This window comes from Stenotrophomonas sp. BIGb0135 (genome assembly GCF_024810105.1).
Classification (GTDB): Bacteria; Pseudomonadota; Gammaproteobacteria; order Xanthomonadales; family Xanthomonadaceae; genus Stenotrophomonas; species Stenotrophomonas maltophilia_AB.
On the sequence record NZ_JANUDX010000003.1, the window covers coordinates 247,882 to 261,551 of the forward strand.

Below are 13,670 nucleotides of genomic sequence, written 5' to 3' on the forward strand. Positions count from 1 at the left end.
GCAGCGCATGAGCCCGACTTCCACGCACAACGATCTGGTGGTCCTGCGACCAGAAGGCCTGTACTGCCCGGCAGGGGATTTCCACATCGATCCGTGGCGGCCGGTGCCGCGCGCGGTGATCACCCACGGCCACGGCGACCACGCGCGCGGCGGCATGGGGCAGTACTACTGCAGTACGCAGAGCGTACCGATCCTGCGCTGGCGCCTGGGCGAGGTGCCACTGCAGGCGCACGATTACGGCCATGCGTTCCGGCTGGGCGGGGTGGAGGTGTCGCTGCATTCGGCCGGGCATGTGCTGGGCTCGGCGCAGGTACGCATCGATGATGGCGAGCAGGTCTGGGTCGCCTCCGGCGACTACAAGCGCCAACCCGATCCAACCTGCGCACCGTTCGAGGTGGTGCCCTGCGACGTGTTCATCACCGAGGCCACGTTTGCGCTGCCCATCTATCGCTGGCAGGACACCGCCGAGGTCGCCGCGGACATCGTGGCCTGGCGGCATGAATGCGCCGCGCGCGGCGAGGCGGCGATCCTGCTGTGCTACGCGCTGGGCAAGGCGCAGCGGATCCTGGCCGAGCTGCTGCCGCTGGACGACCAGCCGGCGTGGCTGCACGGTGCCATCGCCAACGGCGTGGCGGTGTACCGGCAGGCCGGCATCCCCATGCTCGAGACCCACACCGTGGCCGAGCAGGGCCGGCAGCCGGATGCCGCCGGCAAGCTGATCCTGGCCCCGCCCTCGGCCGCCGGCACGCCGTGGCTGCGCCGCTTCGGCAAGCACCAGCTCGGCTTTGCGTCGGGCTGGATGCGCCTGCGCGGCAACCGTCGCCGCCGCAATTACGACCGCGGTTTCGTGGTCTCCGACCATGCCGACTGGCCGGCGTTGCTGCAGACCATCGCGCAGACCGGTGCGCGGCGGGTGATCGCCACCCATGGCAACACCGACGCCCTGATCCCCTTCCTGCGCGAACGCGGCGTGGCCGCCGAAGCCTTCCGGACCGATTTCGGGAGCGAGGAATGAAGGCATTCGCCGCGCTCTACCAGCGCCTGGACCGCAGCACCGCGACGCTCGACAAGCGCGCCGCGCTGGTCGCCTACTTCCGCGATGCACGCCCGCACGACGCGGCCTGGGCGCTGTACCTGCTCAGCGGCGGCAAGGTCGGCGGCGCGCGCCGCAAGATCGCCGCCAGCGCCGAACTGCGCGCGTGGATCAGCGAAGAATCCGGCCTGCCTGCATGGTTGGTCAACGACAGCTACGACCAGGTCGGCGATCTCGCCGAGACCCTGACCCTGCTGCTCGATGATCCGCCCGAACGCGGCGTCGACCGGCCCCTGGCCGACTGGATCGAAGCGCACCTGCTGGCCGTAGCCAACCAGGACGATGCGGTACGCCGCGCGGCGGTGGTGGCCGGCTGGCGCCAGCTGCCTGCCGGCGAACGCCTGGTCTTCAACAAGCTGCTGACCGGCGCGCTGCGGGTGGGCGTGTCGCAGCGCGTGGTGCAGCAGGCGCTGGCCGACCTGTCCGGCATCGACATCGCGCGCATCGCCCAGCGCATGCTGGGCGAATGGGTGCCCTCGCCCGGGCTGCTGGCAGCGCTGCTGTCGCCCGAGGAGCGGCCGGAGGACCGGCAGCAACCGTATCCGTTCTTCCTCGCCTCCCCGCTCGAAGTCGAGGTCGAGCGGCTGGGGCCGATCACCGACTGGACCCTGGAATGGAAGTGGGACGGCATCCGCCTGCAGCTGCTGCGCCGCCAGGGAGAAGTGGCGCTGTGGTCGCGCGGCGAGGAGCGCCTGGACGGGCGCTTCCCCGAGATCGAGGCAGCTGCGATGGCACTGCCCGATGGCTGCGTGATCGACGGCGAGCTGCTGGCCTGGCGCGATGGCGACGAGCACCCGCTGCCGTTCACCGCGCTGCAGACCCGCATCCAGCGCCGCAAGCCGGGGCCCAAGACCCTGCGCGACACGCCGGTGCGCGTGTTGGCCTACGACCTGCTCGAAGCCGATGGCGAGGACCTGCGCGCGCAGCCGCTGCACGCGCGGCGCACGCGGCTGGCGGCGCTGCTGGCGCCACTGGCGGACCCGCGGATCGCGCTGTCGCCCACGGTCGAGGCGAGCGACTGGCCGGCGGCGGCGGCGCAGCGCGTGCTCGCGCGCGAGCGCGGGGTGGAAGGGTTGATGCTCAAGCGCCACGATTCGCCCTACCAGAGCGGTCGGCGACGCGGCGACTGGTGGAAGTGGAAGATCGATCCGCTCACCATCGATGCGGTGATGATCTACGCACAGGCCGGTCACGGCCGGCGCAGCACGCTGTACACCGACTACACCTTCGGGGTGTGGGACGGCGACAGACTGGTGCCGGTGGCCAAGGCCTATTCGGGCCTGGACGACAAGGAAATCCTCGCCCTGGACCGCTGGATACGCGCCAACACCGTGGAGCGCTTCGGGCCGGTGCGCAGCGTGCGCGGCGAGCAGGTGTTCGAACTGGGCTTCGAAGCCGTCAACCGCAGCAGCCGGCACAAGTCGGGCATCGCGGTGCGCTTCCCGCGCATCCTGCGCTGGCGTCAGGACAAGCCGGCCAGCGAAGCAGACACGCTTGCCCAGCTGCAGGCGCTGGCGCGGTGACCCGGCGCGAGGCGATGGCGCGGCTGGCCGCGTGGTTCGACAGCCGCGGCTGGACGCCGCTGCCGTTCCAGAAGGCGATGTGGCGCCACTACCTGGCCGGTGCGTCCGGGCTGCTGCACACCCCCACTGGCAGCGGCAAGACCTTGGCGATGTTTGGCGGGCCGCTGCTGCAGGCCCTGGCCGATCCGCTGCCGGTCGTGCGCACCGGCCGTGCACGCACGCCGGTACCGGCGCTGCAGGTGCTGTGGATCACCCCGTTGCGCGCACTCGCCAGCGACACCGCGCGCGCCCTGCGCGAGCCGCTGGCGGCGCTCGGCCTGGACTGGCAGGTGGGCCTGCGCACCGGCGACGCCAGCGCCCGCGACAAGCGGCTGGCGCGCGAGGGCCGCGTGGACGTGCTGGTGACCACGCCCGAATCGCTGGCGCTGCTGCTCAGCTATCCCGACGGCCTGGCGAAGATGCGGCAGCTGCGCTGCGTGGTGGTCGACGAATGGCACGAACTGCTGGGCAACAAGCGCGGCGTCCTGCTGCAGTTGAACCTGCGCCGGCTGCGCGATGCCCTGCCCGCGCTGCAGCTGTGGGGGCTGTCGGCGACGCTGGGCAACCTGGACCAGGCGCGCGAGGTGCTGCTGCCGGACCTGCCCGATGCACCGCTGGTAGCCGGCGCGCGGCCGCGGCCGGTCAGCGTGGAGACCCTGCTGCCGGCGCATGGCGAACGTTTCCCGTGGGCGGGCCACCTGGGCCTGTCGCAGTTGCAGCGCGTGCTGGAGAAACTGCTGGCCGTCGGCACCAGCCTGCTGTTCACCAACACCCGCGCGCACGCAGAGCTGTGGCACCAGGCGCTGTCGGCGGTATGGCCCGAAGACCCGGCCACGCTCGCGCTGCACCATGGGTCGCTGGACCCGGCCCTGCGGCGCGATGCCGAGCAGGGCCTGCGCGAGGGACGGCTGCGCTGCGTGGTGGCCACCTCCAGCCTGGACCTGGGCGTGGACTTCCCGGCCGTGGACCAGGTGCTGCAGATCGGCAGCCCCAAGGGCATCGCGCGGCTGCTGCAGCGCGCCGGCCGCGCCCGCCATCGCCCGGGCGAATCCGGGCACATCGTGTGCGTGCCGTCGCATGCGCTGGAGCTGGTCGAATACGCCGCGGCACGGCGCGCGCTTGCCACCGGGGTGATCGAGGCACGGCATCCCCCGACCTTGTCGCTGGACGTGCTGGCGCAGCACTGCGTGAGCTGCGCGCTTGGCGGTGGCTTCCAGGCCGATGCCCTGTTTGAACAGGTCCGGCGCACGCATGCATTCGCCGCGCTCGATCACACCCACTGGCAGGCGGTGCTCGACTTCATCGTGCAGGGCGGCCGCGCGCTGGCGCAGTACCCGGACTTCCACAAGGTCGTCCTCGACGACGACGGCGTGTATCGCGTCCACGACCGCCGCGTCGCCCTGCGCCACCGGCTGTCGATCGGCACCATCACCAGCGATGGCAGCGCGGTGGTGCAGTTCCTGCGTGGTGGCCGCCTGGGCGCGGTGGAAGAACAGTTCGTCGGGCGCCTGCGCCCGGGCGACCGCTTCCAGTTCGCCGGCCGCCTGCTGGAGCTGGTGCGCCTGGAGAACCTGACGGCCTACGTGCGCCTGGCCAAGGGCGGCGATGGCCTGGTGCCGCGCTGGCAGGGCGGCCGCCTGCCCTTGTCCGACGCGTTGGGGCATGAAATGGAGGCGGTGTTCGACGCGCCGGCGCCTTCGCCGGAGATGCGCTGGCTGGCACCGTTGCTGGCGCTGCAGTCGCGGCTGTCCGAACTGCCCTCACCCACACGGCTGCTGGTGGAAGTGGTGCGCCGGCGCGAGGGCCAGTTCGTCTTCGTGTACCCCTTCGCCGGGCGCCAGGTCAACGAAGGCGTGGCCGCCCTGATGGCGATGCGGCTGACGCGGCTGCAGGCCAACACGATCGGCTACGCGGCCAACGACTACGGTTTCGTGCTGGCACCGGCCCGCGCGGTAGAACTGGACGCACCCGGCGTGCGCGCGCTGCTGGAGCCGGCGCATCTGTTCGAAGACCTGCGCGACAGCCTCAACCTCGGCGAGCTGGCACGGCGCCAGTTCCGCGACATCGCGCGCGTGTCCGGCCTGCTGGTGCCCGCACTGCCCGGCCGTACGCCACGCAGCCTGCGCCAGCTGCAGGCATCCAGCGGGCTGTTGTACGACGTGCTGCGCCAGCACGACCCCGACCACATCCTGCTTGCGCTTGCCGAGCGCGAGGTCCTGCATGCGCAGCTGGACATGACCAGCCTGGCCACCACGCTGCAACGCTGCCAGGCGCGGACGTTGAGCCTGCAGGCGCCCACCAGCCTGGGGCCGCTGTCGTTCCCGCTGTGGGCGGAACGCCTGCGCGGCCAGCTGAGCAACGAAGACTGGAAAACCCGCGTGCAGCGCGCTGCACGGCAACTGGAGACACGCCATGGCCCCTGAACTGCCGACCACGATCGCCGGGGAGCCGGTGCTGCTGCTCGGCGCGCGTGCGCTCTACTGGCCCGCACGCAAGGCACTGCTGATCGCCGACCTGCACCTGGGCAAGGCCGATGTGTTCCGGCGGGCGGGGATCGGACTGCCCAGCGGCGGAACCGGCGACGATCTGCAGCGCCTGTCGGTGCTGCTGAACCAGCACGCGGTGGCGTCGCTGTGGATCCTGGGCGATGTGCTGCACGGCGTCGCGCATCGCAGCGCGTGGTACCGGCAATGGCAGGGCTGGCGCGAACTGCATGCGGACGTCGAGATCGGCGCGCTCACCGGCAATCACGACCGTGCCCTGCCCAAGGCCGATCTGGGCATCACGCTGCTCGGCGAACGGCTGGAGGCCGGCCCCTTCCTGCTGCGCCACGATCCAGAGCCGCATCCGTCGCTGCACGTGCTGTGCGGACACATCCATCCGTTGGCCAAGCTGCCGGGCATGCAGCGACGCTGGCCGGCGTTCTGGCTGCGCGAGCGCCTGAGCGTGCTGCCGGCATGGTCGCGGTTCACTGCCGGGGTGGCCCCGGTGCTGGCACCGGGCGAGCAGCTGGTGGCGTGCGTGGAAGACCACGCCATCGCCCTGCCCGCCCGCAGCGCATGAGCTACATCGCCGGGACCAGGACGTCCGGCATCAGCCGGATGTCCGGGGTCTGCGGCCGGGGCCGCACCGGTTGCCGCAGGATCTCGCCCATCATCGCGAGTGCCGCGGCGCGGATGCGCGCGTGCTGGTCTGGCGCGGCGTGGGTGATCAGGCTGGTGACGTGGAATTCGAATACATCGTCCATCATGTCGGGCTGATCCTCATGCAGCATCTGCAGTAGTCCGCGCAGTTTGCAGATTTCAGCATCCAGGGCTTCGGCCGGGAACAACATGTCGATCTCCTTCGGGGTGCGATCGGTCCATCGCGGACCGGGGGCGCAGTCGCCGCACGCCACCCTGCGCTTGGCAAGGTGTGGGTCCAGGGCATCCAAAGGGTAGCGGTGGCCTCGCCGACACGATGGTCGTGGCGGTGGGCGACAGGAGCACACGCGGCTGCGTCTGCCCTTCCCTTGTCGCAGATCCAGGGTGAGTCCACCGTCAATGAATGTTAATCGGCTCTTCACCGGCGTCGCAGGCAAGCTGCTGCGGCGGTTACCCGGGCGTGCGCGCCTGGGTGTGCGTGGCCAGCGCCTCGATGAAGCCGGGCGACAACCCGAGCTTGCCGAGCCAGCCACGCTGGGTGCCGCTGAGCACGCGCAGCATGTGCCCGCGTCCGCCGGGCAGGTCGCCCAGTGGCTTGAGCAACAGGTCGCGCGCACGCGCGGCCATGTCCCGCTCGGACTGGAACAAGGGCGTCAACCAGCGGCTCCAGAAGTGATAGATCGCCACGTGCGCGCGCCGCTGCGCGGCATAGGCCTGCAGCGCGGCGTCGCGGTCGGAGTGGACGCGCAACGCATCGCGCAACGCCAGCGCGTCGCGCAGGGCCATGTTCGCGCCCTGTCCCAGCTGCGGGCTCATGGCATGCGCGGCATCGCCGGCCAGCACCAGCCGGCCACGGCTCCAGCGCGTCATCACCGCGTCGCGGTAGCCGGCGCGCGCCAGCTGCGCGCCGTCGCCGATGCCGCCCAGCCGCGCGTGCGCCTGCGGCCACAAGGTGGCGATCTCATCGAGCCAGCGCTGCAGGCCATCGCGTTCCCACTGCGCGAACTGGTCACGCGGCAGGCTCCAGAAGAAACTCAACTGCGGCACGTCATTGCCGGGTCGCGTGCCCACCGGCAACAAGCCGATCATCTTGCGCGCCGCCACGTAGCGCTGGCGCAGCTCGTCGGGGTGGGCCCAGTCGCCGCCCGGCAGCAGGCACCACAGCGCGCCCCACGGGTATTCGCGATCCAGCCGGGTGCCCTGCACGTGCGTGCGCAGGGCCGAGGCCGAACCGTCGGCGGCGATCACCAGGTCGTACGGCCCATGCCAGTGACCGCGCGCGTCGCGCACGCGCCCCTGGTCGGCATCCACGTCGACGATGCCGGTGCCGGCCTGAAGGTTCTGCGGATGCGTCCATGCATCGGCCAGCAACGCGAACAGCGCGCCACGCTGCATGCCGACCCCATGCAGGCGGGGGTCCAGGCTGGCGTAGCCCATCTCCATCACGGTACGGCCGCACGGAGTGTCGCCATACAGGCGTCGCACCGGCGCGCCGTGTGCGAGCACCTGCGGCAGCAGCCCCATCTGCCACAACACCTCCAGGCCACTGGGCTGCAGCAGGAAGCCGGCACCCACCGGGCCCGGCTCCGCGACGCGTTCGAGAACGTGCACGTCGTGATGATCGCGTGAAAGCAGCACGGCAAGCGCTTGCCCCGCCGTCCCGTAGCCGACGATGGCGATGGTCCGTCGTTGTGTCATGGATGTCCTTATTCGTGATCTACATCACGCGCTGCGCGGGTCAGCGACCGACAGCCTGCGCGGCGACCGCTAAAAAAAACCCCGCCGAAGCGGGGTTTTCAATGCACGGCGCGAAGAATTACTCAGCCGCCGGCACGATGTTCGAGGCTTGGGCGCCCTTCGGGCCCTGGGTCACGTCATACGTGACACGCTGGCCTTCCTGCAGACTGCGGAAGCCCTTGGAGTTGATCGCGGAGAAGTGCGCGAAGACGTCGGCGCTGCCGTCCTCCGGCGAAATAAAGCCAAATCCCTTGGCGTCGTTGAACCACTTGACGGTACCGTTCGGCATGGTGATGCGAGACCTTCTTCAATGAATGGGTGGTGTACGCTCAACCAGCGCACTGGCGGAGTATGCAAAGCTTGCTCCGCAATGACAATCACCCCCGCGCCAATTCGCCGACCAGTTCCGGCAATCCGGCCGAGGCGGCATCCACGTTCGCCAACACCTCGGCCATCGTGATTTCATCGCCATCGCCACAGCCGGCGGCCCAGTTGGCCACGATCGCCAGGCACGCGTAGTCCAGCCCCAGCTCACGCGCCAGGCTCGCTTCGGGCATGCCGGTCATGCCGACCAGGTCGCAGCCATCGCGGCGCATCCGCGCGATTTCCGCATTGGTCTCCAGCCGCGGCCCCTGGGTGGCGCCGTAACAGCCGCCGTCGTGCAGGCGCACGCCGGTGACCTTGGCCGCGGCCAGCACCTTGCTGCGCAGCATCGGCGTGTACGGATGGCCGAAGTCCACGTGCAGCACCTCGCTGCCGGGTTCTTCACTCAGGGTGGAGATGCGGCCCCAGGTGTAATCGATCAACTGGTCCGGGCAGGCCAGGACGCGCGGGCCGAACTGGTCGGTGATGCCGCCCACCGTATTGAGCGCGAGCACCCGCGTGGCGCCGATCTGCTGCAACGCAGCGAGGTTGGCGCGGTAGTTGATCTTGTGCGGCGGCAGCGAATGGCCCTCGCCATGGCGGGCGAGGAACGCCACGCGCTGGCCGAGCAGCGTGCCGACCCGGATCGGGCCGGACGGGGTGCCGTAACGCGTTTCCACCTGGTGGCTGCTGACATCGTCGAGCTGGGCCAGCTTGTACACGCCGGTGCCGCCAATGACGGCCAGTGCAATGTGTTCCATCATTCCTTCATCGCGTAGATGGCCGGCACGCAGCGCAGGGTCTCGTTGACGTCCATGCCGAACCCGAACACGTAGCGGTCCGGCAGTTCGATGCCGGCGTAGTCGGCTTTCACGTCCGGCAGCGCGCGGTCGTGCTTCTTCACCGTGAGTGCGGCGATGCGCACGTCGGTGGCGCCCTGCTCCAGGCACCAGGTGCGCACGCCCTGCAGCGTGTAGCCTTCGTCGAGGATGTCGTCGACCAGCAGCACGCGGCGGCCGAACAGCGCGGTGGCCGGCTTGTGCTTCCAGACCAGGTCGCCGCCGGTGGTTTCACCGCGGTAGCGGGTGGCGTGCAGGTAATCGAACTGCACGTCCTGGCCGCGTGCGCCCAGTTCCAGCGCGAGCTGGCCGGCGAACGGCAGCGCGCCGTGCATGATCGACAGGAACAGCGGCACTTCGCCCTTGTAGTCGCGCGCGATGGCGTCGGCGATGCCGGCGATGGCCGTGTCGATGGTGGGGCGGTCGACCAGCAGGTCGGCCTTGGCCAGGGCCTGGGAAATGGTGAGGTTGGGCATCAGACGGTTCTTCCAAGGGTGTCAAGCAAACGGGATTGGGTGGCGCCGTGGCGGGCATCGGCCAGCAGGCCATCCCAGCCAAGCGCGCCGCGGCCGATCAGGCCCAGCAGCGCGGCGGTATTGAGGGTGCGCGGTTCGACCGCGCGCAGCGATTCTTCGACCAGCTCGGGGTGGCAGACCAGCACCACGTCGCAGCCGGCATCCAGGTGCGCATCCACGCGCGCCTTCACGCCGCCGGCGGAGAACGAGGCCGCCATGCCGATGTCATCGGAGAACACCACGCCGCCGAAGCCCATCTCCCCGCGCAGGATCTGCTGGATCCAGCGCGGCGAGTAGCCGGCCGGCTCCGGGGCCACCTGCGGGTAGACCACGTGGGCCATCATCACCGCATCGGCGCCGGCATCGATGCCGGCGGCGAACGGCACCAGGTCCAGCGCGCGCAGCTCGTCCAGCGAGCGCGGGTCGGAGGCATCGTTGAAATGGGTGTCTTCGCGCACCGTGCCATGGCCGGGGAAGTGCTTGAGGGTGGCGGCCATGCCCACGCTGTGCATGCCGCGCACGTAGGCGGCGGTGAACGCCGCCACCACCTGCGGATCGGCGCTGAAGGCGCGATCGCCGATGGCCAGGTTGCCGCGGCCGAGGTCGACCACCGGGGCGAAGCTCAGGTCCACGCCACTGGCGCGCACCTCGCTGGCCATCAGCCAGGCGTGCTGCTCGGCCAGGGCCAGCGCCGCCTCAGGATCCTGCCGGTACAGCGCATCGAAGCCGTGCAGCGGCGGCAGCGCGCTGTAGCCGTCGCGGAAGCGCTGCACCCGCCCCCCTTCCTGGTCCACGCAGATCAACTGCGGGCGCGGTGCGGCGGCGCGGATCGCGGCCGACAGCTCGGCCACCTGCTGGCGCGAGGCGAAATTGCGCTTGAACAGGATCACCCCGGCCACGGCGTCGTGCTGCAGCCACGCGCGTTCCTGGGCGGTGAGTTCGGTCCCGGCAACGCCGATCACGAGCATGGTCGATCTCCAATACGGGACGCCGTGATGGCGCACCGCCGCATTGTCGCAGAACGCACACGCGCTAGGCCACGGCTGCGGCCCCGGGCGCATTCACTCAGGGGCAACCGTCCACGTCGCAGCGATGGCCGCCGGCGGGTCCGGCAGGCTGGGCCGTTTCGGCGGCGATCTGGCGCAGCGCCTGGGCAAACGCTTCCGGCGGCTGGGCGCCCTGGAGCGCGTAACGGTCGTTGACCACGAAGGTCGGCACCGACTGGATGCCCAACGCCTGGGCCCGGGCGAGCTGGGCGTCGATCTCCTCCCGACCCTCCTCGCCGGCCAGCAGCGCAGTGACCCGCTCGGCCGGGATCCCCCCGGCGGCGGCCGCCTCGATCAGGGTCTGCGGCTCGGCCAGGTTGCGGCCATGGACGAAATGGGCCCGGAACAGCGCCTCGCCAACGGCCGCCTGGACGCCTTCACGCCCGGCCAACCACATCAGCCGATGCGCGGGCAGCGTGGTCACCCGCACCTGGCCCTGGTCGAAGTCCATCGGCAGGCCTTCGGCACGCGCGGTGGCCTGCGTCTGGGTAAGGATCTGCGCGGTGCGCTCGGCACTGCCGAACTTGGCCTGGTACGCCTCGCGCAGCGGCACCGGGGTGGTCCCCGCGTCCGGGTCGAGCAGGAACGGACGCCAGGTCACCTCGACCTGCGGCGCCTCGTCGCCGAGCAGGGCCAGGCCCTGCTCGAAACGCTGCTTGCCGATCCAGCACCAGGGGCACACCACGTCGGACCAGATTTCGATTTTCATGCCACCACACTGTGGGCCGCCCTGGCCGAATGCAAGGCGGGGCTCAGCCGCGTTCAGCGGCCGACCAGCGCGCGAACGGGTGCGCGGCCAGGGCCAGGTTGTAGTAGCGGACCTGGTCGGTGACTTCCGCACCCGCCCAGTCCGGCAGGTCGATGGCCTGGTCGGCGTGGTCCAGTTCGACTTCGGCCACCACCAGACCGGCGTTGTCGCCGAGGAATTCGTCCACTTCCCAGACCAGCCCGGCGTGGTGAACCAGGTGCCGGCGCTTGTCGATCAGCCCGCCCACGCACAGCGCCAGCAGCGCGCGCGCATCCTCGACGGGAATCGGGTAGTCGAACTCCTGCCGGGTGTGGCCGATCTCGCGCGACTTCAGGTTGAGGAAGGCCTGCTCGCCCTGGATGCGCACGCGCACCGAGGCCTTCTGCGCGCCACTGTCCAGCGCGGCGGTGTCGTTGATGTAGCCCTGCGCCATCGGGATCACCGCGTGCGCGGCAGTGCGCCAGCCATCGCCGGTGACCCGGTATTTGCGTTCGATTTCAATGCCCATGCGTGCATTATGGCGCGCGCGGCCTACACTGCGCGCCCTTTCCAAGGAGCCGGTCCCCCGATGCCACGCTGCCCCCGTTTCCCGCCGCTGGCCGCCCTGCCGATGCTGCTGATGGCGCTGCCCGCCGCGCAGGCCGCCGGCATGCCCGATCCGACTCTTGCCCAGGCCCAGGCTGCGATGGACCGTCTGTTCGAGGAGGCCATCGCCGAGCGCCCGGAGAGCCCCACCCGTCGCCTGATCGCCGACGCGTTCCGCCCGCGCCTGCTGGCCCTGTCCGGCTGCCTGCCGGCCGCCGATGCGGCAGTGCCGAGCGTGGACTGCATCGGCTCGGCCCAGGCCGGGCCGGAGGTGGTGCATCGCCTGCTGCGTTTCAGTCGCGTGGGCGAGGCATGGGAACTGCAGTACGCGCAGCGTGCGTTGCCGGTGCCGGTGCCGCCGCTGGCGCGGGTACAGGTGCTGCTGCGCGAACGCTTCGCGGCCCGCCTGGCACGCGAGCAGGATGCGGGCACGCGCCAGGACCTGGCGCTGGCGATGCGCGAGGCCGAGGTGTTCGGCGTGCAGGACTGCGCGGTCGGCGATGACGCGCCGGTGATCGAGTGCGATGTCAGCGCCGGTGCCGGCGGCGAACGCGGCCACCAGACCATGGCGTTCGCCTGGCGGGACGGCCACTGGGTGAACGCGCCGGCGCAGTGAGGCGCCGGGTGGGCCGAGCGCCGATGCGCGGCATCGGCGGCTCGAGCGCAGGCGCGGATCAGCGCTTTTCGAACACCGCGATGCTTTCCACGTGGGCGGTGTGCGGGAACATGTCCATCGCACCGGCGCTGACCAGGGTGAAGCCCTGCTCGTTGACCAGGTAGCCGGCATCGCGCGCCAGCGAGCCCGGGTGGCAGCTCACGTACACGATGCGCTTGAACTGCTTCAGCGGCAGCTGCTGCAGCACCTCGATGGCGCCCGAACGCGGTGGATCCAGCAGCAGCTTGTCGAAGCCCTGGCGCATCCACGGGGTCTGGCGCTGGTCCTGGGTGAGGTCGGCGGCAAAGAACTGCGCGTTGTCCAGGCCGTTGCGCGCCGCGTTTTCCTTGGCGCGCGCCACCAGCCCGGCCTCGCCCTCCACGCCGACCACTTCGCGCACGGTACGCGCCAGCGGCAGGGTGAAGTTGCCCAGCCCGCAGAACAGGTCGAGCACGCGCTCGTCCGGGCCGGCGTCGAGCAGGTCCAGCGCCAGCGCGATCATCTTCACGTTGAGCGAGGCGTTGACCTGGATGAAGTCCAGCGGGCGGAACGCCAGCTCCACGTCCCACGGGGCCAGCTTGAACGACAGGGGCACCTCGGCCGGCCACAGGGGCTGCACCGATTCCACGCCGCCGGGCTGCAGCGAAATGGCAAAGCCATGGTCCTGCCCGAAGGCGGTCCATGCGGCGCGGTCGGCGTCGCTGAGCGGCTGCATGTGGCGGATGGTCAGCATGATCGCGTCATCGCCGGCGATGAACTCGATCTGCGGGATATCGCGCTTGCCGTCCAGGGTCTCGATGAAGGTCGCCATGGCGCCCACCTTGCTGCCGATCTCCGGGATCACGGTCAGGCACTGCGACAGGTCGGCCACGAAGCGCGGGTCCTGCTCGCGGAAGCCGACCAGGGTCTTGTCCTTCTTTTCCACCCGACGCACCGAGAACCGCCCCTTGCGGCGGTAACCCCAGCTCTCGCCGACCAGCGGCGGCAACACCGTGCCGGGGCTGACGTGGCCGATCCGGGTCAGGTTGTCCATCAGCACGCGCTGTTTGGCCACGATCTGCTGCGACTCCTCCAGGTGCTGCAGCACGCAGCCGGCGCAGACGCCGAAATGCGGGCACCGGGGGGTCACCCGCTGCGCCGACGGCTGCAGCACCTCCAGGGTGCGCGCTTCGTCGAAGTGGCGGTTGCGGGCAGTCGGTTCGGCGGTCACCACCTCGCCCGGCAGCGCGCCGGTGATGAAGGTGACCTTGCTACCCTCGCCGTCGCGGCGGGCCACGCCACGGCCATCGTGGCTGAGGTCGAGGATGTCGGTCTGGAAGGGGGTACGGTCGAGGCGGGAGCGGGATCGGGCCACGTGGCAACAGGCTGCGGGCAAAAAGGGTGC

General features: G+C 70.6%; 14 protein-coding genes. 5 read left to right on the forward strand and 9 right to left on the reverse strand.

Annotation, left to right across the window (positions count from 1 at the left end):
* Positions 1–7 precede the first annotated feature (7 nt).
* Genes M2421_RS08915 through pdeM form a run of 4 tightly spaced genes read left to right on the forward strand, consistent with a single transcriptional unit; the run spans position 8 to position 5,718 of the window.
* Positions 8–1,015 carry a ligase-associated DNA damage response exonuclease gene (locus tag M2421_RS08915; protein ID WP_259206041.1) on the forward strand — a complete coding sequence of 336 codons (1,008 nt, stop codon included), beginning with the start codon at positions 8–10 and terminating at the stop codon, positions 1,013–1,015.
* On the forward strand, positions 1,012–2,616 hold the full coding sequence (locus M2421_RS08920) for an ATP-dependent DNA ligase (protein WP_259206044.1): 1,605 nt from the start codon (positions 1,012–1,014) through the stop codon (positions 2,614–2,616). Before M2421_RS08915 ends, M2421_RS08920 begins: the two co-directional genes overlap by 4 nt.
* A gap of 14 nt (positions 2,617–2,630) precedes the next feature.
* Entirely contained in the window at positions 2,631–5,078 is a 2,448-nt protein-coding gene (locus M2421_RS08925; protein ID WP_259206515.1) for a ligase-associated DNA damage response DEXH box helicase, read from the forward strand.
* Entirely contained in the window at positions 5,068–5,718 is a 651-nt protein-coding gene (gene pdeM, locus M2421_RS08930) for a ligase-associated DNA damage response endonuclease PdeM (protein ID WP_259206047.1), read from the forward strand. Before M2421_RS08925 ends, pdeM begins: the two co-directional genes overlap by 11 nt.
* Position 5,719: 1 nt before the next feature.
* Here pdeM and M2421_RS08935 read toward each other — a convergent pair whose 3' ends face one another.
* The 8 genes from M2421_RS08935 to M2421_RS08970 all read right to left on the reverse strand — a co-directional run bounded on the left by M2421_RS08935 (position 5,720) and on the right by M2421_RS08970 (position 11,554).
* Positions 5,720–5,989 (reverse strand): hypothetical protein, encoded by a 270-nt coding sequence (locus tag M2421_RS08935; protein ID WP_259206053.1) that lies wholly within the window; start codon positions 5,987–5,989, stop codon positions 5,720–5,722.
* A gap of 259 nt (positions 5,990–6,248) precedes the next feature.
* The gene (locus M2421_RS08940) at positions 6,249–7,496 is read right to left on the reverse strand and encodes an NAD(P)/FAD-dependent oxidoreductase (protein ID WP_259206058.1); all 1,248 of its coding nucleotides are present in this window, start codon (positions 7,494–7,496) and stop codon (positions 6,249–6,251) included.
* Positions 7,497–7,614: 118 nt separating this feature from the next.
* Entirely contained in the window at positions 7,615–7,824 is a 210-nt protein-coding gene (locus M2421_RS08945) for a cold-shock protein (RefSeq protein ID WP_259206060.1), read from the reverse strand.
* 88 nt (positions 7,825–7,912) lie between these two features.
* Positions 7,913–8,659, reverse strand: coding sequence for an S-methyl-5'-thioinosine phosphorylase (locus M2421_RS08950; RefSeq protein ID WP_259206061.1), 747 nt, complete (start codon positions 8,657–8,659; stop codon positions 7,913–7,915).
* A complete protein-coding gene (locus M2421_RS08955) occupies positions 8,659–9,213 on the reverse strand; it encodes a hypoxanthine-guanine phosphoribosyltransferase (RefSeq protein WP_259206064.1) in 555 nt (184 codons plus the stop codon). The genes M2421_RS08950 and M2421_RS08955 overlap by 1 nt, the downstream gene beginning before the upstream one ends.
* Positions 9,213–10,220: a beta-N-acetylhexosaminidase gene (gene nagZ, locus M2421_RS08960; RefSeq protein ID WP_259206067.1), complete on the reverse strand. Its 1,008-nt coding sequence runs from the start codon at positions 10,218–10,220 to the stop codon at positions 9,213–9,215. The genes M2421_RS08955 and nagZ overlap by 1 nt, the downstream gene beginning before the upstream one ends.
* Before the next feature lie 97 nt (positions 10,221–10,317).
* Positions 10,318–11,007 (reverse strand): DsbA family oxidoreductase, encoded by a 690-nt coding sequence (locus tag M2421_RS08965; protein WP_259206069.1) that lies wholly within the window; start codon positions 11,005–11,007, stop codon positions 10,318–10,320.
* A gap of 43 nt (positions 11,008–11,050) precedes the next feature.
* Entirely contained in the window at positions 11,051–11,554 is a 504-nt protein-coding gene (locus M2421_RS08970) for a CYTH domain-containing protein (protein WP_259206071.1), read from the reverse strand.
* Positions 11,555–11,614: 60 nt separating this feature from the next.
* On the opposite strand from M2421_RS08970, the gene M2421_RS08975 reads away from it, so the two are divergent.
* On the forward strand, positions 11,615–12,247 hold the full coding sequence (locus tag M2421_RS08975) for a hypothetical protein (protein WP_259206074.1): 633 nt from the start codon (positions 11,615–11,617) through the stop codon (positions 12,245–12,247).
* A 58-nt stretch (positions 12,248–12,305) separates the two neighbouring features.
* Here M2421_RS08975 and rlmD read toward each other — a convergent pair whose 3' ends face one another.
* Positions 12,306–13,640 (reverse strand): 23S rRNA (uracil(1939)-C(5))-methyltransferase RlmD, encoded by a 1,335-nt coding sequence (gene rlmD / locus M2421_RS08980; protein WP_259206079.1) that lies wholly within the window; start codon positions 13,638–13,640, stop codon positions 12,306–12,308.
* Positions 13,641–13,670: the final 30 nt, after the last annotated feature.